The organism is Sphingobium sp. KCTC 72723, assembly GCF_014280435.1.
Lineage (GTDB): Bacteria > Pseudomonadota > Alphaproteobacteria > Sphingomonadales > Sphingomonadaceae > Sphingobium.
Map to the genome: position 1 here is coordinate 2,795,593 of NZ_CP060388.1, position 16,992 is coordinate 2,812,584.

The 16,992-nt window shown below is 58.8% G+C and carries 19 protein-coding genes; 18 read left to right on the forward strand and 1 reads right to left on the reverse strand.

Features of this window, described 5'->3' with window-relative positions:
- Positions 1-42: 42 nt before the first annotated feature.
- The gene (bphC, locus tag SPBM01_RS13775) at positions 43-942 is read right to left on the reverse strand and encodes a biphenyl-2,3-diol 1,2-dioxygenase (protein ID WP_043152420.1); all 900 of its coding nucleotides are present in this window, start codon (positions 940-942) and stop codon (positions 43-45) included.
- Positions 943-1,243: 301 nt separating this feature from the next.
- Here bphC and SPBM01_RS13780 point away from each other — a divergent pair, with 301 nt between their 5' ends.
- From SPBM01_RS13780 to hcaB, 18 genes are all read left to right on the forward strand, one after another.
- Positions 1,244-2,656: an SRPBCC family protein gene (locus tag SPBM01_RS13780; RefSeq protein WP_043152422.1), complete on the forward strand. Its 1,413-nt coding sequence runs from the start codon at positions 1,244-1,246 to the stop codon at positions 2,654-2,656.
- Positions 2,653-3,147, forward strand: coding sequence for an aromatic-ring-hydroxylating dioxygenase subunit beta (locus SPBM01_RS13785; protein WP_051520062.1), 495 nt, complete (start codon positions 2,653-2,655; stop codon positions 3,145-3,147). Before SPBM01_RS13780 ends, SPBM01_RS13785 begins: the two co-directional genes overlap by 4 nt.
- A complete protein-coding gene (locus SPBM01_RS13790) occupies positions 3,131-4,153 on the forward strand; it encodes a PdxA family protein (RefSeq protein WP_169575278.1) in 1,023 nt (340 codons plus the stop codon). Before SPBM01_RS13785 ends, SPBM01_RS13790 begins: the two co-directional genes overlap by 17 nt.
- A complete protein-coding gene (locus SPBM01_RS13795) occupies positions 4,150-5,430 on the forward strand; it encodes an aromatic ring-hydroxylating dioxygenase subunit alpha (RefSeq protein ID WP_096063923.1) in 1,281 nt (426 codons plus the stop codon). Before SPBM01_RS13790 ends, SPBM01_RS13795 begins: the two co-directional genes overlap by 4 nt.
- The gene (locus SPBM01_RS13800) at positions 5,427-5,906 is read left to right on the forward strand and encodes an aromatic-ring-hydroxylating dioxygenase subunit beta (RefSeq protein ID WP_169575279.1); all 480 of its coding nucleotides are present in this window, start codon (positions 5,427-5,429) and stop codon (positions 5,904-5,906) included. Before SPBM01_RS13795 ends, SPBM01_RS13800 begins: the two co-directional genes overlap by 4 nt.
- Positions 5,907-5,948: 42 nt before the next feature.
- Entirely contained in the window at positions 5,949-6,554 is a 606-nt protein-coding gene (gstA, locus tag SPBM01_RS13805) for a glutathione transferase GstA (RefSeq protein ID WP_043152427.1), read from the forward strand.
- 178 nt (positions 6,555-6,732) lie between these two features.
- The gene (locus tag SPBM01_RS13810) at positions 6,733-7,584 is read left to right on the forward strand and encodes an alpha/beta fold hydrolase (protein ID WP_169575280.1); all 852 of its coding nucleotides are present in this window, start codon (positions 6,733-6,735) and stop codon (positions 7,582-7,584) included.
- Between the two features lie 20 nt (positions 7,585-7,604).
- Complete coding sequence (locus SPBM01_RS13815; protein ID WP_043152429.1) at positions 7,605-8,528, forward strand: catechol 2,3-dioxygenase; 924 nt, start codon at positions 7,605-7,607, stop codon at positions 8,526-8,528.
- 2 nt (positions 8,529-8,530) lie between these two features.
- Positions 8,531-8,962, forward strand: a complete 432-nt coding sequence (locus SPBM01_RS13820; protein WP_043152430.1) for a GlcG/HbpS family heme-binding protein — start codon at positions 8,531-8,533, stop codon at positions 8,960-8,962.
- Positions 8,963-9,001: 39 nt separating this feature from the next.
- Complete coding sequence (locus SPBM01_RS13825) at positions 9,002-10,486, forward strand: 2-hydroxymuconic semialdehyde dehydrogenase (RefSeq protein ID WP_096063922.1); 1,485 nt, start codon at positions 9,002-9,004, stop codon at positions 10,484-10,486.
- Positions 10,487-10,490: 4 nt separating this feature from the next.
- Positions 10,491-11,303, forward strand: coding sequence for a fumarylacetoacetate hydrolase family protein (locus tag SPBM01_RS13830; protein WP_169575281.1), 813 nt, complete (start codon positions 10,491-10,493; stop codon positions 11,301-11,303).
- Positions 11,304-11,325: 22 nt separating this feature from the next.
- The gene (locus SPBM01_RS13835) at positions 11,326-12,264 is read left to right on the forward strand and encodes an acetaldehyde dehydrogenase (acetylating) (protein ID WP_169575285.1); all 939 of its coding nucleotides are present in this window, start codon (positions 11,326-11,328) and stop codon (positions 12,262-12,264) included.
- Complete coding sequence (gene dmpG / locus SPBM01_RS13840) at positions 12,261-13,292, forward strand: 4-hydroxy-2-oxovalerate aldolase (protein ID WP_169575282.1); 1,032 nt, start codon at positions 12,261-12,263, stop codon at positions 13,290-13,292. The genes SPBM01_RS13835 and dmpG overlap by 4 nt, the downstream gene beginning before the upstream one ends.
- Positions 13,293-13,301: 9 nt before the next feature.
- Entirely contained in the window at positions 13,302-14,072 is a 771-nt protein-coding gene (locus tag SPBM01_RS13845; protein WP_043152431.1) for a 2-keto-4-pentenoate hydratase, read from the forward strand.
- A complete protein-coding gene (locus SPBM01_RS13850) occupies positions 14,073-14,285 on the forward strand; it encodes a 2-hydroxymuconate tautomerase (RefSeq protein WP_043152433.1) in 213 nt (70 codons plus the stop codon).
- Position 14,286: 1 nt separating this feature from the next.
- The gene (locus tag SPBM01_RS13855) at positions 14,287-14,568 is read left to right on the forward strand and encodes a 2Fe-2S iron-sulfur cluster-binding protein (RefSeq protein WP_141249587.1); all 282 of its coding nucleotides are present in this window, start codon (positions 14,287-14,289) and stop codon (positions 14,566-14,568) included.
- Positions 14,569-14,586: 18 nt separating this feature from the next.
- Positions 14,587-16,086, forward strand: a complete 1,500-nt coding sequence (locus tag SPBM01_RS13860) for an aldehyde dehydrogenase family protein (RefSeq protein ID WP_043152435.1) — start codon at positions 14,587-14,589, stop codon at positions 16,084-16,086.
- 39 nt (positions 16,087-16,125) lie between these two features.
- A complete protein-coding gene (gene hcaB / locus SPBM01_RS13865) occupies positions 16,126-16,926 on the forward strand; it encodes a 3-(cis-5,6-dihydroxycyclohexa-1,3-dien-1-yl)propanoate dehydrogenase (RefSeq protein WP_043152437.1) in 801 nt (266 codons plus the stop codon).
- Positions 16,927-16,992 lie beyond the last annotated feature (66 nt).

A 16,992-nucleotide genomic window follows, 5' to 3' on the forward strand; every position in this document is an offset into this window, starting at 1 on the left:
ATCCTTTGATGTATTTGATATAGCAGCCAGTCTGGAGGCGGCTTACTGGAGAGGAACATCCATGCCGTACCCCTGGGCCTCATTGCCGTGACCGAAAATGTCGCGGGTGTAGAATTCCTGCTGGGCAGGCGCCTTACGAGCACCCCAACCAAATTCCCACAGCCAGCCAGAAGGGTTGGCGCAGTAGAAGGTGAGGGCCAAATCGTTGGCATGCTTGCCGAGCTGAAGCGCGACATCAATCTGACGCTCGCGCACGATGTCGTGGGCGAGCCCGAGGTCGTCCAGTTCGGTATATTCAAACATCAGATGGTTAATGCGCTTTTCCATCGGGCCGAGGCCGAAGGCGACCGAGTGCTGCCGTTCATTGCAATGCATGAAGTACGGCATGGCCACCATGCCGTTGGGCAGATGCAACTGGTATTCAACCGATCCGCGCAGCCCCAACAGGCGGTAAAACGCGGCTGCGGCTTCGACATCGTCTTGGCGCAGGATGCAGTGACCGATCCCCTCCGACCCGGTGACGAATTTGCCGAACATGGGGCGTCCGGGATGGAAAGGCTTGTGGGCATCCACTTGCGGGCCGTAGAAGATTTCGGTGGGGTTTCCACCGGGATCGGTCAACTTGGCCAGGCCGAGCACGCGGCGCTCGCGGGCTTCGGCATCGCTCGCCACAGTCACTGCTATCCCGGCGTTGGTCAGCTTTTCAACCATTGCCTCGAACTCGGTCGGATCACCAAGCCGCCAGCCCATGTAGGCGAGATCGTCAGTGTCGCCTTTGATAAGTGCTATGCGATGATGCCACAGATCCATCCGGAGATAGATGCGATCACTCTCACCTTCGTCGACGACTTCCATTCCGGCAACCTCTGCTGCGTAGGCTCGCCACGCATCGAGATCTGTCACTGACATGCCGAGATATCCAAGTTCGCTGACCGATGACATTGACTGCTCTCCCAAAATTGCCGCCTTTTTTGGCGCTGTGTCCAGCATGCTCGACGACGCTAAACATGCGGCTTCGGCACCTAATCTGGAAAATCTATTAGGCGAATGTTTCGCTGGGTGCAATACGTTGCACTGAATAATTTTTAGCGGTAGGATAGCGGCCTGGCATTGGCTGGTTGATTCGCCGACAGGTGATTGGCGAACTGGTAACTGTTCAGCGACCGGCATTTGCAATGGCGCCGGGGCCAAGTGATCGCAGAAGCGACGTCGGGTCAAAAGGACGATGCGGGAGAGACAGGTAATGAACGCGAAAGAACGATTGGTTGGGCGTATCGCCAACCTGCAGGTCCTGCGGGGACGGCTCCAATCCTGGTTGGCCAAGGATGAAACGCGCGGCGTCTATAAAGTAGATCGTGCAGCTTTTACCGACCCCGAGATTTTCGAGCTTGAGCTTAAGTATGTCTTCGAACGCAACTGGGTGTTCGTTTCGCATGAAAGTCAGGTCGCTAAGCCCAACGATTTTATCACAACCAAAATTGGCAGAGTGCCTGTCATTATAACCCGTGATAAGACGGGGGTGCTTCGCGGAATGGTGAATGCTTGCGCGCATCGGGGCGCGCGCGTCTGCCGTGAAAAGGCCGGAAATAAAAAGAATTTCATGTGCCCGTTCCATGGATGGACCTATTCATCGGCAGGCGATTTGCTTGATGTGACGGAAGAGGCGGCTGGTGGCTACGCGCCTGGATTCGACAAGGCTGATCTTGGTCTGCCGCAAATTGCGCGCCTTGAAAGCTATCGCGGCTTCATCTTCGCCAGCCTTTCCGACGACGTCTTGCCGCTTGAGGATTATCTTGCAGGGTCGAAAAAGTTCATCGATCTGCTGGTCGATCAATCCAAGACCGGAGAGCTTGAGGTAATCCCTGGCGCGACCCGATATCGTTATCGGGGCAACTGGAAGTTGCAGGTTGAAAACGGTCTGGACGGATACCACGTCAGCACTGTGCATGCGAACTACTTCATGACCGTTCAAAGGCGTGTGCTGGGCGTATCTAAGAACGATACGAAAGCTATCGATTTGGCCAATTACAATCGACAGGATGGTGGGTCATTCTCTTTCGAGAATGGTCATGCAGTCCTGTGGATGGACTACGCCAACTTCATTGACCGGCCGAACTTTGAAATTCTTGACTGGCTGACTGCCAATCACGGAGAGGAGAAGTCGTTGTGGATGAACAAGCGGATCCGCAATCTCCAACTTTTCCCCAATGTGTTCTTGATGGACCAGAGCAGTAGCCAGATCAGAATCATTCACCCGATTTCGGTCGATGAAACGGAAGTCACGACCTATTGCATCGCGCCTGTTGGTGAGAGTGCTGAGGCCCGGGCCTTGCGGCTTCGGCAGTATGAAGACTTCTTCAACGCCAGCGGCATGGCGACGCCCGATGACCTGACCGAGTTCAACAACTGCCAGGCCGGTTTCGCTGCCGGTGAAGGCCGGATGAACGACATGTCGCGTGGCGCCACAAGGTGGGAGAAGGACGCTGGACATTTTGGTGCAGGCTTGGGTGTGGACGCCGTCCTCAGCAGTCCCTCCGTGGCTGACGAAGGCCTTTATGTCGCGATCCATGATGAGTGGGTGAACCGTATGAATTCGGCGATCGATCGCGAAGGCGCTGAACTGATGGCGTTTGGGGACAAGGAGCCGGTTTTGTGAATGACGTCGATGCAAAATGGCTGTCGGTGTTGCGCTTCCTTGGGCGAGAAGCCCAGGCGCTGGACGAGAAGGACTGGGATTCCTGGTTGTCGCTCTACGACGAGGAGGCTGAATATTGGGTGCCTGCCTGGGATGATAGTGAACGCCTGACCGCCGATCCGAAGCGTGAAATCTCGCTGATCTATTATCATAACCGGGGCGGGCTGGAAGATCGGGTGTTTCGCATCCGGACCGGTCGGTCTTCATCCAGTACGCCTGCTCCACGGACGCAGCATATGTTCACGCTGCTGTCGGTCGAGGATACCGCTGCTGGTTTGCAGGTGCGAACCTCATGGACCGTCACTTCGGTGCTTGAGGGAGATGTCACCGTTTACAGCGGATCCGCGCACTACGACCTTGCGCCAGCAGGAAATTCCTTTGTGATCAAACGCAAGAAGACGATCGTGATCAACGACGTCGCAAGGACGATGCTCGATGTCTACAGTATCTGACCGGCCAATGGGTTCGCTTGGCGCACGGCCGGTCGTTGGAACGCTGATCGGCGACCCTGCCGGGATCGGTCCGCAGGTTGCGGTCAAGGCGCTTGCGAGCGGGCAGGTTCACGAGGTGTCGGTCCCGGTTCTGGTCGGGTCGTCTGCCGCCGTCGAACGGGCCATCGACATGACTGGGGTCAAAGCGCGCGTGCGTGCCATGAAGTCGCTCGAGACGCCCAGTGACGATCCGGGCGTGATTGACGTGATCGACACGGGTGCCTTGCTTGCCGGGGTTCTGCCGCTGGGCGAAGACACTGAGGCGGCGGGGCACGCGACGGCGCAATGGCTTGATGAGCTTGATGCGCTGGCGCGAGACGGATCCTTTGCGGCGACGATCATGGGACCGATCAGTAGCGGTTCGCTGAAGATGGCCGGCAAGCTGGACAAGGTTATCAGCCCCACGCCCGGCGAAAGCTATCTCGTTTTGCTGACCGGCCCCTTGCGGGTTGCGCATCTGACTGATCATATGTCCTTGCGTCAGGTGATCGATGTCATTTCCGCTGATCTGGTGGCCAAGGCCATCGGTCAGGTGAATGATGCCATGCGGTCCTGGGGAATTGCCAAGCCGCGTATTGCGGTTGCCGGGCTCAATCCGCACGCCATGGGCGATGAGGAGCGGCTGGCCATCGCACCGGGTGTCGAGCGGGCCAAGGCCATGGGGATTGCCGTCGAAGGACCGGTCGCGCCGGATTCAGTCTTTCGCCAGTGCATCGAGGGCCGTTACGACATGGTTCTCGCGATGTTCCACGATCAGGGCCATATTGCGGTCAAGACCTGGGGATTTTCGGGCAACTGCGTAATCATAATGGGGCCGCCCTATCTCCACATGTCGGTCGCCCATGGCACCGCCTACGACATTGTCGGTTCAGGCAAGGCGGACGCGGCGATGATGCTCAGCGCGATGCGCACCTGTGGGCGGCTCGCATCTGGGCAGGGATTTGAACGTGAAGGAGAGATGGAATGAACACTCAAGCACGGGTTGAGGCCCAGCGATCAATCCCCACGGCGATCGACTATAAGGTCTATCACGACCCCGAAATCTTCGCTGCGGAACAGAGCAACGTCTTCAAAGGGCGCACCTGGTGTTACCTTGGACTAGAAGCCGAAATTGCCAATGCAGGCGATTTTCGGACGAGCCATGTCGGTGAAACACCAGTGGTCCTGGTGCGCGGTCAGGACGGCAAGATTTTCGCCTGGGTCAACCGCTGCGCACACAAGGGGGCAACCGTGTGCCGCTCGCTGCGCGGTAACCAGGCCGATGGCGCTTTCGTCTGCGTCTATCACCAGTGGGCTTACGATTCCGAAGGAACGCTGGTTGGCGTGCCGTTCCGGCGCGGCATGAAGGGCGTCGGCGGCTATGACAAGGATTTCGATCCGGCCAATCACTCGCTCGAGAAGCTGCGGGTTGAGAGCTACAAGGGCATGGTTTTCGGCACGTTTTCGTCCGAGATAGAGCCGCTCGAAGATTTTCTAGGCCCCGTGATGCGCAAATATATCGACCGGGTTTTTCATCGCCCGATCAAGGTTTTGGGCTACGCGCGTCAGTATATGTCTGGCAACTGGAAGCTCTATTCCGAAAACAGCCGTGATAGCTATCACGGAGCCTTGCTACATCTTTTCTACCCGACCTTCGGCATTTACCGCCAAAGCCAGGACAGCGCGGGGGAACTTACCGAGCAGGGCTTCCATAACGTCTTTACCGTGTCCAAGCCCAAGGGCGACATCGATTACACGTCGTTCGGCGACGAAGCCAATCGGGAGATGCAAGGAGCTACGAAATTGCAGGATGAAAGACTGTTGCAATTCCGGCCCGAAATTGACGACGATGTGGGGCTGCACATCCAGTCGCTGTTCCCCAACGTGGTGTTGCAGCAAATCCAGAACACGCTGGCGACCCGTCAGATCGTGACGCTTGGCCCTGACAAGACAGAGCTGGTCTGGACTTACTTTGGCTATGCCGACGATGATGAGGAAACAACGCGGCACCGCCTGCGCAACCTGAATCTTGTTGGGCCCTCCGGGCTGATATCGATGGAGGACGGCGAAGCGGTCGAGCTTTGCCAGCAGGGTACCATCGGGGCGGAAGGCAAGTTTAATTTCATCGAAATGGGTGGCGACGATGTGCGCGAATATTACGCGCCGATGGGCATGGATGAGAACGCCGTGCGTGGATTCTGGAAAGGGTATCTGGAATTGATGGGTGATGCCTTGTCGGCCTCGACAGTGGGGGTGCCAGCATGACAATCGCCGATCCCGTTCTGCAAGGTCTGATCGATTCCCTGAACGCCGCTTACGGCCTATGCCTCGATGACGGGCGCCTTGAAGATTGGCCCGAGTTCTTTGTTGAAGATTGCCTCTACCAGGTGATCGCTCGCGAGAATGTCGACAATGGCCTGCCTGCCGCAGTGATGTATTGTGATAGCAAGGGGATGCTGGTTGATCGCGTGGTGGCCCTGCGCCATGCCAACGTGTTCCCCGAACATTTCAGTCGTCATCTAATCTCTCGGGCGGTGGTGACCGGGAGCGACGGGAACACGGTGACGGCGGAGGCCAGCTATGCTGTGCTGCAAACCCGCAATGACGGTGAAACGCGCATCTATAATGCCGGGAAGTATATCGACAGGTTGCTGGTCAAGGATGGCGCGGCAAGGTTGATTAGCCGGACGTGCGTCTACGACACCCATCGGATCGCGACCCTGCTGGCGACCCCGATCTGACGGCCGTAATTTTTACCGACAAAAGACAAGAGGAGAAACACAATGCAGTTGTTCATCAGTCCGGGCGCCTGTTCGCTTGCACCGCATATTGCCCTGCGCGAAGCCGGCGCGGATTTCGAGGCGGTCAAGGTCGATCTCTCAACCCGCAAAACCGAAGCAGGCGACGATTTTCTGGCCGTTAATCCATCCGGGAAGGTACCGGCGCTGACCCTGGACAACGGTCAGAGCCTGACCGAGAACCCAGCAATTCTGCTCTATATCGCCGATCAAAATCCCGGAGTCGGCTTGGCGCCAGCCGAGGGCAGCATTGAGCGCTATCAGCTGTTGAGCCGCCTCAGCTTTCTCGGCTCGGAATTCCACAAGGCCTTTGTGCCCCTGTTCACTCCCGGAACGTCCGATGAGGTCAAGGCGGCGGCCGCGGTGTTGGTCAAGAATCACCTGGCAGCGCTCGACAAGGAGCTGGACGGACGCGATCACTACGTCGGAGATTCGTTCAGCGTCGCCGATATCTACCTATTCGTGATGCTTGGATGGCCCGGACATGTGGGCATCGATATGTCTGCATATCCCGCGCTCGGCACTTATGCCGGCAAGATCGCGCAGCGTCCCGCTGTGGGTGCAGCGCTAAAGGCCGAAGGCCTAGCATGAGGTAGCTCGCGCACCGCTCGCAGGTATACGGCGAGTATAATGCATTCGCTAATTGCCAACGCGTTCTGTTTTGTGCAATAAATCTGAAAATGATTCTAGCGCCCGCCTATAATGTTTTCCGTCAAGACGACGGGAGGCGCTTAGGCTTGAAGGCGGTAAAGGCGCGATCGGGAGAGATATGGTCACCGCAACGAAAGAAGATCCACGCCCCGAGATTGGCAAGTCGCTGGTAGTCGATGGCAGTGTTACCAACTACCATGATGTGGGCGAAGGGCCGCCAGTCGTGCTTATCCATGGATCGGGACCAGGTGTCACGGCATGGGCTAACTGGCGGCTCAATATGCCAGCTCTTGCAAAACAGTTCCGGGTGATTGCGCCGGACATGTACGGATTTGGTTATTCCGATTCCAAGGGCCGTATCGAAGACAAGCAGATCTGGGTCGACCAGATTGCCGCCCTGCTTGACGGGCTTGGCATCGACAAGGTGTCAATGGTGGGCAATTCGTTCGGTGGCGGCATTGCGCTGGCTTTCACGATCGCGCATCCTCATCGAGTCGAGCGGGCGGTCCTTATGGGACCGGCCGGTCTTGAGTTCCCGATCACGCCAGCGCTCGATGAGGTCTGGGGCTATGTTCCCTCGGTCGAGGCCATGCGCTCGTCGCTCGAATATCTTGCCTGGGATCACAGCAGGCTGACCGACGATCTGATCAAGTCGCGATACGAAGCAAGTATGCGTCCTGGTGCACAGGAACCGTATCATGCGACCTTTGGCGGCGCGGACCGTCAAGCCAATATCGCGATGCTGGCAAGCCGCGAAGAAGACATTGCGGCGCTGCAACACGAAATGCTGGTGCTGCATGGCCGGTTCGATGAGGTTATTCCACTGGAGTCGAGCGTGCGCTTGGCAACGCTGCTGCCTCGTGCTGACTTGAACGTGTTCGGCGAATGCGGGCACTGGGTCCAGATTGAGCGCATGGTCAGCTTTAACCGAGTTGTGTCTGAATTTTTCAGCAACGGCCTCAAGGGCTGACGCATGCAAGGAGAACTGAAATGGCTTTGACCGGTGTAATTCGCCCTGGATATGTGCAACTGCGGGTCCTCGATCTCGATGAGGCTATTGTTCATTATCGTGACCGGATTGGTCTCAATCTCGTCAGCGTCGAGGATGGGCGTGCCTTCTTCCAGGCGTTCGACGAATTCGACCGCCACAGCATTATCCTGCGCGAAGCCGATACCGCTGGGCTTGACCGCATGGCGTTCAAGGTCGCGAAAGACTCCGATCTTGATCATTTTGCCGAACGCCTGCTCGATGCGGGAGTGAACGTCGATGTCATTCCCGCTGGCGAAGATCCGGGTGTCGGACGCAAAATCCGCTTCAACGCGCCGACCGCGCATGTGTTTGACCTATACGCAGAAATGGAGCTGTCCGAAACCGGGCCGGCGGTCCGCAATCCTGATGTCTGGATAGCCGAACCGCGTGGCATGCGGGCAACCCGCTTTGATCACTGCGCGCTCAACGGCGTGGACATCTCGGCGAGCGCCAAGATCTTCGTGGAAGTTCTCGACTTCTCAGTAACCGAGGAACTGGTCGACGAAAGTACCGGGGCACGTCTCGGTATCTTCCTTTCATGCAGCAACAAGGCCCATGATGTCGCTTTTCTGGGTTATCCGGAAGATGGCCGGATCCACCACACTTCGTTCAACCTCGAATCCTGGAACGATGTTGGGCACGCGGCTGACATTATCAGTCGCTACGATATTTCGCTCGACATCGGCCCGACGCGCCACGGGATCACTCGCGGCCAGACGATCTATTTCTTCGATCCGTCGGGCAACCGCAACGAGACGTTCAGCGGCGGCTATATCTATTACCCCGACAACCCGCGCCGTATGTGGCAGGCAGAAAACGCGGGTAAGGCGATCTTCTATTACGAGAAGGCGCTGAACGAACGCTTCATGACGGTAAACACCTGATCATGGACGGTTTGGTGACAATCCGGACAATCGGACACGGCTTGGCCGCACAAGCGGTTTCGGCCGCCGTCGCCAAGGGCGAGGAAGCCGGTTACCCGGTCGTTGCCGCCATCATCGGTGGAGGAGGCGAACTGGCGGCTCTGCTGCGCGCGAGCGGTACACCCTTTCCCTCGTCACAAATTGCCCAGGACAAGGCCTATACCGCCGCCAGCTTTCGGGTTGCGACGCCTGACGTGTACAAGATGGTTTCGGGCAATCCGGCGCTGAGCGACGGGATAACCGTTCAGCCGGGGATCGTGATGTTTGGCGGGGGACTTCCCATCGTTATCGATGGCGAATTCGTCGGTGCAATCGGCGTCTCTGGTGGATCTGAAGAACTCGACATTGCCTGCGCCAACGCTGGCCTCTCCGCAATCGGCGCAGAGCAGCAGTGAGCGGCCAGTGCAATAATACATTGGGACGATAGAAATCAAATGACTACCAATTCGCCTCGACCTGTAGCCGACCACATACTCAATTTCATTGGGGGTTCCTATCGCAAGGGCAGCCAAGGAAAGACCTTTGACAACGTCAATCCGGCAACGGGCCAAACAATCGGCACGGTTTATGAGGCAAGCGAAGCCGATGTCGCCGATGCAGTGGCGGCCGCTAAAGCGGCTCTTGATGGTCCTTGGGGCAAGATGACGACTGCCGAGAGGGTTAAGTTGATCGTCGCGGTGGCCGCCGAAATCGAGCGCCGTGCGGATGATTTTCTCGATGCCGAAGTGGCCGATACGGGCAAGCCCCGTCACGTGGCTTCGCACATCGACATTCCTCGCGGCGCGGCGAATTTCCGCATGTTCGCGGACGTTATCGCGACGATGCCAGGTGAATCCTTCACCACGCCGACGCCCGATGGTGGGCAGGCGATCAATTATGCCGTGCGCAAGGCCAAGGGCGTGATCGCGGTGATCTGCCCGTGGAACTTCCCGTTGCTGCTGATGACCTGGAAGGTCGGACCGGCGCTAGCCTGCGGAAACACAGTGGTGGTCAAGCCTTCGGAGGAAACCCCCCGAACAGCAGCGCTACTAGGCGAAGTCATGAACGCGGTGGGGATGCCCCAAGGCGTCTACAACGTCGTCCATGGTTTCGGCGGCGGCTCGGCAGGCGAGTTTCTGACCTCCAACAAGGATGTCGATGCGATCACTTTTACCGGCGAGACCGGAACCGGGCAGGCGATCATGCAAAAGGCTGCAGTCGGGGTCCGCGACGTTTCTTTCGAGCTCGGCGGCAAGAATGCGGCGATCGTCTTCGCCGACGCTGATCTCGACAAGGCGATTGAGGGCCTGTCACGCTCGGTCTTCCTCAACACCGGGCAGGTCTGTCTCGGCACAGAGAGGGTCTATGTCGAGCGGCCGCTGTTCGATGAGTTTGTCCGGCGGATGACGCTGGCGGCGCAGGCATTCAAGCCCGGTTCCATGGGCGATCCGGCCTACCTTGGGCCGTTGAGCAGCGCAGAGCACCGCGATAAGGTGCTAGGCTATTACGCGAAAGCGGTCGAAGAAGGGGCGACGGTTGTCACCGGCGGCGGCGTTCCGAAAGTCGAAGGCGATCAGGCGGGCGGCTTCTACGTGGAGCCGACGCTGTGGACCGGACTTGCGCACGATGCCACGGTGATCCGCGAGGAAATCTTCGGTCCGTGCTGCGGGGTAATCCCGTTCGACTCCGAAGACGAGGTTATCGCGCTGGCCAACGACACCGACTACGGATTGTGCGCGACCGTGTGGACCGAAAACGTTTCGCGCGCGCACCGGGTGGCAGCGGCGATGCAGGTCGGTGTGTGCTGGGTCAATTGCTGGTTCCTGCGCGATCTGCGCACGGCGTTTGGCGGGTCTGGCCATTCCGGGATCGGCCGGGAGGGTGGTGTCCACAGCCTCGAATTCTACACCGAAACCGCAAACATTTGCGTGAAGCTCTGAGATTATGACCATGGAAACCACGATAGACCCTCGGGTCATTCAACAAGCCGCCGAAATGCTGCGTGGAGCTGCGACAAGCGGAACACCCGTGGCGCCGGTTCGCGATCTCATTTCGGCGGGCGGGGTTGATGCTGCCTATGCCGTGCAGGAGGTCAATACCCGGCACTATGTCGACAGCGGACGAAGACTGGTAGGCCGCAAGATCGGCCTCACTTCGCTTGCGGTCCAGCGGCAGCTTGGCGTCGACCAGCCCGATTACGGCATGCTGTTTGCCGATATGGACGTGCCCGAAGGCATACCGATCTCGCTCAATCAGGTGATCCAGCCCAAGGTCGAAGCCGAGATCGCGATTGTCATCGGTCGCGACCTGCCGCATCCCGATCTGACGACCGCAGAAATGATCCGCGCGGTTGAATATGTCGTGCCGGCCATCGAGATCGTCGACAGCCGGGTGGCCAATTGGGACATCCGCATCTGGGACACCGTGGCCGATAACGCCTCGAGCGGGCTGTTCGTGCTGGGCGCGGTTCCGCGCAAGCTCGATGGGCTCGATCTGCGTGAATGCGGCATGGTGATGGAGATCAAGGGCGAACCCATTTCGGTCGGCGCTGGTATCGCCTGCCTGGGCAGCCCGATCACCGCAGCATTGTGGCTGGCACGGGTCATGGCGCGGGTCGGTCGGCCGATGCTTGAAGGCGACGTGATCCTGTCTGGTGCGCTCGGTCCGATGGCCGGGGTAAACCGCGGCGATGTCGTCGAGGCGAGAATCAATGGAGTTGGAACAGTTCGCGCAGAATTCGCCGCGGACGGCAACTGAGGATTGGATGAAAGGCAAGCGTATGCCCAAGATGAAATGTGCGATCATCGGCTCAGGCAATATTGGTACTGACCTGATGATCAAGATGCTCAAGGGTTCGGATGTGCTCGAACTCGCTGCGGTGGTCGGCATCGACCCAGCATCGGAGGGGCTGGCGATGGCCCGCGAGCGCGGTGTGACGACCACCCATGAGGGGATGGACGGGCTGCGTAAGCTGCCGGTTTATCCGGAGATCGGAATCGTCTTCGATGCAACCTCGGCTTACGCCCACAAGGAGCATGATGCCGCGCTGCAGCAGGACGGGAAGCTGGTCGTCGACCTGACGCCGGCTGCTTTGGGGCCGTTTTTCGTGCCCCCGGTAGGAAATGTGCTCGACAGCAGCGTCCGCAACGTGAACATGGTCACCTGCGGAGGCCAGGCTACCATCCCGATCGTAGCCGCCGTCGCGCGCGTTACTCCGGTCCATTACGCTGAGATTGTCGCATCGGTTTCATCGCGCTCGGCGGGACCGGGAACACGCGCCAATATCGACGAATTCACCCGGACCACGGCCAAGGCGATCGAGATCGTCGGCGGTGCGGGCCGCGGGCGTGCGATCATCATCCTCAATCCGGCAGAGCCGCCGATGATCATGCGCGACACGATCTTCACGCTGACCGATCAGGTCGATGAGGACCTTATCCGCCAGTCGGTTCTGGACATGGTGGAGACCGTTCAGTCCTACGTCCCCGGCTATCGCCTCAAGCAGGAAGTGCAGTTCGAACGGTTCGGCTCGAACCGGCCCCTCAAGATTCCTGGCTATGGCGAGTTCGACGGTCTCAAGACCAGTGTTTTCCTCGAGGTAGAGGGGGCGGGCGATTACCTGCCAAAATATTCCGGCAACCTCGACATTATGACCGCTGCGGCCAAGGCGGCCGGCGAGCGGCTTGCAATGCAGAACCTAGAAGAGGTGGCAGCATGACCTTCAACCCTGAAACCGACAAGCTTTACATCCAGGACGTCACGCTGCGTGACGGGATGCACGCCATCCTCCACATGTACGGCACCGACAGTGTCCGCACGATCGCCAAGGCCCTGGACGATGCCGGTGTCGACGCCATTGAAGTGTCGCACGGCGATGGTCTCAACGGCACGTCATTCAATTATGGCTTTGGCTCCCACACCGACTGGGAATGGATCGAGGCGGCAGCCGACGTGATCAAACGGGCGGTGCTGACCACGCTGCTGGTGCCTGGCATCGGCACTGTCGAAGAGCTTCGTCGCGCTTACGCATTGGGTGTTCGCTCGGTACGAGTCGCAACCCATTGCACCGAAGCAGACGTTGCCAAGCAGCATATCGGTATCGCCCGCGATCTTGGTATGGATGTATCGGGCTTTTTGATGATGAGCCACATGATCGACGCCGAGGCGCTGGCCCAGCAGGCCTTGCTGATGGAAAGCTATGGCGCACACTGCGTCTATGTCACCGACAGCGGCGGGGCGCTCGACATGGACGGTGTGCGCGATCGGCTGCGGGCTTACGAACGCGTTCTCAAGCCAGAAACCCAGCGCGGCATGCATGCTCACCACAATTTGTCGCTCGGAGTCGCGAATTCGATCGTTGCCGCTCAGGAAGGCGCCGTACGGATCGATGCCAGCCTTGCAGGCATGGGGGCAGGGGCGGGCAACGCCCCGCTCGAAGTGTTCGTTGCTGCGGCCGACCGAAAGGGCTGGAAGCATGGATGCGACGTGATGGCACTAATGGACGCAGCGGAAGATCTGGTCCGTCCACTTCAGGATCGCCCGGTGCGGGTCGACCGCGAGACGCTGAGCCTGGGTTATGCCGGTGTCTATTCAAGCTTCCTTCGTCACGCGGAAAAGGCGGCCGAACAATACGGCCTCGACACCCGCGAAATTCTGATCGAGCTGGGTAAGCGGCGTATGGTTGGCGGGCAGGAAGACATGATTGTCGATGTTGCGCTCGATCTCGTTTCTGTGCGGGCAGCATAGGCGATGGCAATGAACAAGATTGAACGTTACGCGGAAATTCTGGACAGCGCGGCGCTTCATGCGCGCGCAACGCCCCAACTCACGGATACCGAACCCGATCTGAGTGTGGCAGATGCCTATCTGGTGCAGAAGCTGTCGGTCGATCGTCGCCTCAGCCGCGGTGAACGCCGAATCGGAGTCAAGATGGGTCTGACGAGCCGGGCCAAGATGCTGCAGGTCGGGGTCGACGAGGTGGCATGGGGCCGCCTGACCGACGCGATGCTGATCGAGGAAGGCGCGTCGATGTCTCGCGCACGTTTCGTTCACCCACGGGTTGAACCGGAAGTGGCCTTCCTTATGAAGGCACCGCTTTCCGGAAAGGTCACAGCGATGGAGGCGCTGGCGGCGGTCGAAGCGATTGCTCCGGCAATGGAAATCATTGATAGCCGGTACGAGAACTTCAAGTTCGCTTTGTCCGATGTTATTGCCGACAACACCTCGTCCTCTGGCCTTGTGATCGGACAATGGAACGATCCGGCCAAGGATTTCTCGAACCTCGGGGTTATTCTCGAAATCGACGGCCATGTGATCGAGGTCGGTTCGACTGCAGCTATTCTCGGCCATCCCTTGCGGTCGTTGGTCGCCGCAGCGCGACTTGTCGCTGAAGGCGGAGAAGAAATCTCAGCAGGCGACATCGTGATGGCAGGTGGCATCACCGCCGCTCCCAATCTCGCGCCCGGTCAAACCGTCCGCACGAGTATCCAGGGGCTTGGTGCCGTAATGTTTCAGGTGGAGGCGTGAATGCCAATCATCGAGGTCAACATGCTCGAGGGTAGATCGACGGACGACAAAGAACGGCTGATCCAAGCCCTGACCGATGCTGCCATCACTTCGATTGGGGCGCCGCGTGAATCAGTTCGCATTATCTTGCGCGAGATGCCGAGCGGCCACTTCGCGGTCGGCGGACAGTCCTTTGCGGCGAAAGCGGCTGCAAAGGCAGCTGAGAAGGTATAGCGTGACAACCGGGCTGCACCGGATCCGGATCGTCGGCGGCGGAGAGTTCAGCTGCGGTGAGGACGAGCGGATCTTGCTTGCCATGGAGCGATGCGGATCGAGCGATATCGGCGTTGGTTGCCGTGGCGGCGGGTGCGGAATTTGCAGGGTCAGGGTGGTCGGCGGAGATTACACGACCGGTAAGATGAGCGTGGCGAAGATTTCGGAGACCGAGCGTGCGGCGGGCTTTGCCCTAGCCTGCAGAGTGTTTCCGGTGAGCGACCTTTTGATCGAAGTTGGATGAATTCTAAGGAGAGATGCAATGGCTACACAGTTGAAAAGTGGTACTAACGAGTACGGAATTAAGAGTGAATACGGTCACTTTATCGGCGGCGAGTGGATTTCCAGTGATAGCGGAAAGACGATCGACCTGATTAACCCTGCCACCGGGGCGGTGCTGACCAAAATCCAGGCTGGCAATGCCAAGGATATCCAGCGCGCAGTGGCCGCCGCGAAGGCTGCTTTCCCGAAGTGGGCGGATAGTTCGGCCGCCGAACGCCAGGAAATTTTGATCGAGGTCGCGCGCCGACTCAAGGCACGGCATCAGCATTACGCGACGCTCGAAACGTTGAACAACGGCAAACCGATCCGCGAATCGATGCATTTCGACATGCCCCAGGCAATCGGCCAGTTCGAATTGTTCGCGGGCGCTGCGTACGGCCTCCATGGCCAGACCATGGATTATCCCGATGCCGTCGGCATCGTTCATCGCGAGCCGTTGGGGGTCTGCGCGCAGATTATCCCGTGGAACGTTCCGATGCTGATGATGGCCTGCAAGATCGCGCCCGCGCTCGCTTCGGGTAACACGGTTGTGCTTAAACCCGCCGAGACGGTCTGCCTTTCGGTGATCGAATTCTTCGTGGAAATGGCCGATCTTCTGCCCCCCGGCGTGATCAACGTGGTCACCGGCTATGGTGCCGACGTCGGAGAGGCGCTTGTGACTCATGAGGACGTCCGCAAGGTCGCCTTCACCGGTTCGGTGGGGACAGCCCGTCGGATCATGCAGTATGCATCCACCAATATCATCCCGCAGACGCTGGAACTGGGCGGCAAGTCCGCGCACATCGTCTGCGCCGATGCCGATATCGATGCCGCGGTCGAAAGCGCCACGATGTCGACCGTGCTCAACAAGGGCGAGGTTTGCCTGGCCGGATCGCGACTGTTCCTGCACGAGTCGATCCAGGATGAATTCCTCGCCAAGTTCAAGGTCGCACTCGAAGGCATTCGCCAGGGCGACCCGCTCGACTTCGCCACACAGCTCGGCGCGCAGGCGTCCCAGATGCAGATGGACAAGGTCGTAAGCTACCTCGAACTGGCGACGGAAGAAGGCGCCAACGTTCTGACCGGCGGCAGCCGCAACGACAAGCTTGCCGATGGGAACTTCATCAGGCCGACGGTCTTTACCAACGTCAACAACTCGATGCGTATTGCGCGTGAAGAGATCTTCGGCCCCGTTACCAGCGTGATTAGCTGGAAGGACGAAGACGACATGATGAAGGTGGCGAACGATACCAATTACGGCCTAGCCGGTGGTATCTGGACCCGCGACATTGCGCGCGCGCACCGCATGGCACGCAAGCTCGAAACCGGCACGGTGTGGATCAACCGCTACTACAATCTGAAGGCCAACATGCCACTCGGCGGCTACAAGCAGAGCGGGTTCGGTCGTGAGTTCAGCCATGAAGTGCTCAACCACTACACCCAGACCAAGTCGGTCGTGGTGAACTTGCAAGAAGGTCGCACCGGGATGTTCGATCATTAATCCCAGACTGATCGATAACCGGAGGCGGAGGAGAGAAAATTGTCTAACAGGCTTGATGGACAGGTGGCGCTACTTACCGGTGGCGCCACCGGGATCGGGGCGGCGGTGGTCGCGCGTTATATTGAGGAGGGCGCCAAGGTTGGCGTCCTGGTCAAGGACGATGAGCAGGTAGAACTCGTACGTTCGCGGCATGGGGACAGCGTGGTGGCCGTGGCGGGAGACGTGCGTTCCTATGCAGACAATGCCCGCGCCGTGGCGGAAACCGTGGCGGCTTTCGGCAAGCTCGATGTATTTGTCGGGAACGTTGGGATCTGGGATTTTATGGTCCCGCTCGAACAGCAGGATCCCGAGCAACTCGGCAAGGTCTTCGACGAAATCTTCGACGTCAACCTGAAGGGTTATTTTCTTGGTGCCCGCGCCGCCATCCCCGAACTCAGGAAGGTTAAGGGAAGCATCATTTTCACGGCCTCGACCTCGAGTTATTATACCGGAGGCGGCGGCACGCTATACGTCGCCTCTAAGCACGCAGTACTCGGGCTGATCAAGCAACTGGCCTGGGAACTGGCACCCGAAATCCGGGTTAACGGCGTTGCACCGGGAGGGACCCGGACCCCACTCAGCGGTACTCAGACGGGTGGCTTTGCAGAAATGAAGATGGAACAGATGCCCGGGCTTGACGAAATGATTTCCAGCATGACCCCGCTCGGGCGGATAGCCGAACCAGCCGACCATGCTGGTCTTTACGCGCTTTTGGCTTCGCGCCGGGACTCTTCGTACATGACTGGCACTGTGCTGCTCAGTGATGGCGGTAGCGGAATCGGCAATCGTCCTGATGGTTGAGTACTCTGCACTCAGCCAGGGTCATTAAAAGGCCCATTGACGTCATAGGTTGAAAAGCGGCAAACT

Coding starts and splice junctions, on each gene's coding strand:
- bphC (WP_043152420.1), bottom strand. CDS start 942: ATGTCATCGGTCAGCGAACTTGGATATCTCGGCATGTCAGTGACAGAT.
- SPBM01_RS13780 (WP_043152422.1), top strand. CDS start 1,244: ATGAACGCGAAAGAACGATTGGTTGGGCGTATCGCCAACCTGCAGGTC.
- SPBM01_RS13790 (WP_169575278.1), top strand. CDS start 3,131: ATGTCTACAGTATCTGACCGGCCAATGGGTTCGCTTGGCGCACGGCCG.
- SPBM01_RS13795 (WP_096063923.1), top strand. CDS start 4,150: ATGAACACTCAAGCACGGGTTGAGGCCCAGCGATCAATCCCCACGGCG.
- SPBM01_RS13800 (WP_169575279.1), top strand. CDS start 5,427: ATGACAATCGCCGATCCCGTTCTGCAAGGTCTGATCGATTCCCTGAAC.
- gstA (WP_043152427.1), top strand. CDS start 5,949: ATGCAGTTGTTCATCAGTCCGGGCGCCTGTTCGCTTGCACCGCATATT.
- SPBM01_RS13810 (WP_169575280.1), top strand. CDS start 6,733: ATGGTCACCGCAACGAAAGAAGATCCACGCCCCGAGATTGGCAAGTCG.
- SPBM01_RS13815 (WP_043152429.1), top strand. CDS start 7,605: ATGGCTTTGACCGGTGTAATTCGCCCTGGATATGTGCAACTGCGGGTC.
- SPBM01_RS13820 (WP_043152430.1), top strand. CDS start 8,531: ATGGACGGTTTGGTGACAATCCGGACAATCGGACACGGCTTGGCCGCA.
- SPBM01_RS13825 (WP_096063922.1), top strand. CDS start 9,002: ATGACTACCAATTCGCCTCGACCTGTAGCCGACCACATACTCAATTTC.
- SPBM01_RS13830 (WP_169575281.1), top strand. CDS start 10,491: ATGACCATGGAAACCACGATAGACCCTCGGGTCATTCAACAAGCCGCC.
- SPBM01_RS13835 (WP_169575285.1), top strand. CDS start 11,326: ATGCCCAAGATGAAATGTGCGATCATCGGCTCAGGCAATATTGGTACT.
- dmpG (WP_169575282.1), top strand. CDS start 12,261: ATGACCTTCAACCCTGAAACCGACAAGCTTTACATCCAGGACGTCACG.
- SPBM01_RS13845 (WP_043152431.1), top strand. CDS start 13,302: ATGAACAAGATTGAACGTTACGCGGAAATTCTGGACAGCGCGGCGCTT.
- SPBM01_RS13850 (WP_043152433.1), top strand. CDS start 14,073: ATGCCAATCATCGAGGTCAACATGCTCGAGGGTAGATCGACGGACGAC.
- SPBM01_RS13860 (WP_043152435.1), top strand. CDS start 14,587: ATGGCTACACAGTTGAAAAGTGGTACTAACGAGTACGGAATTAAGAGT.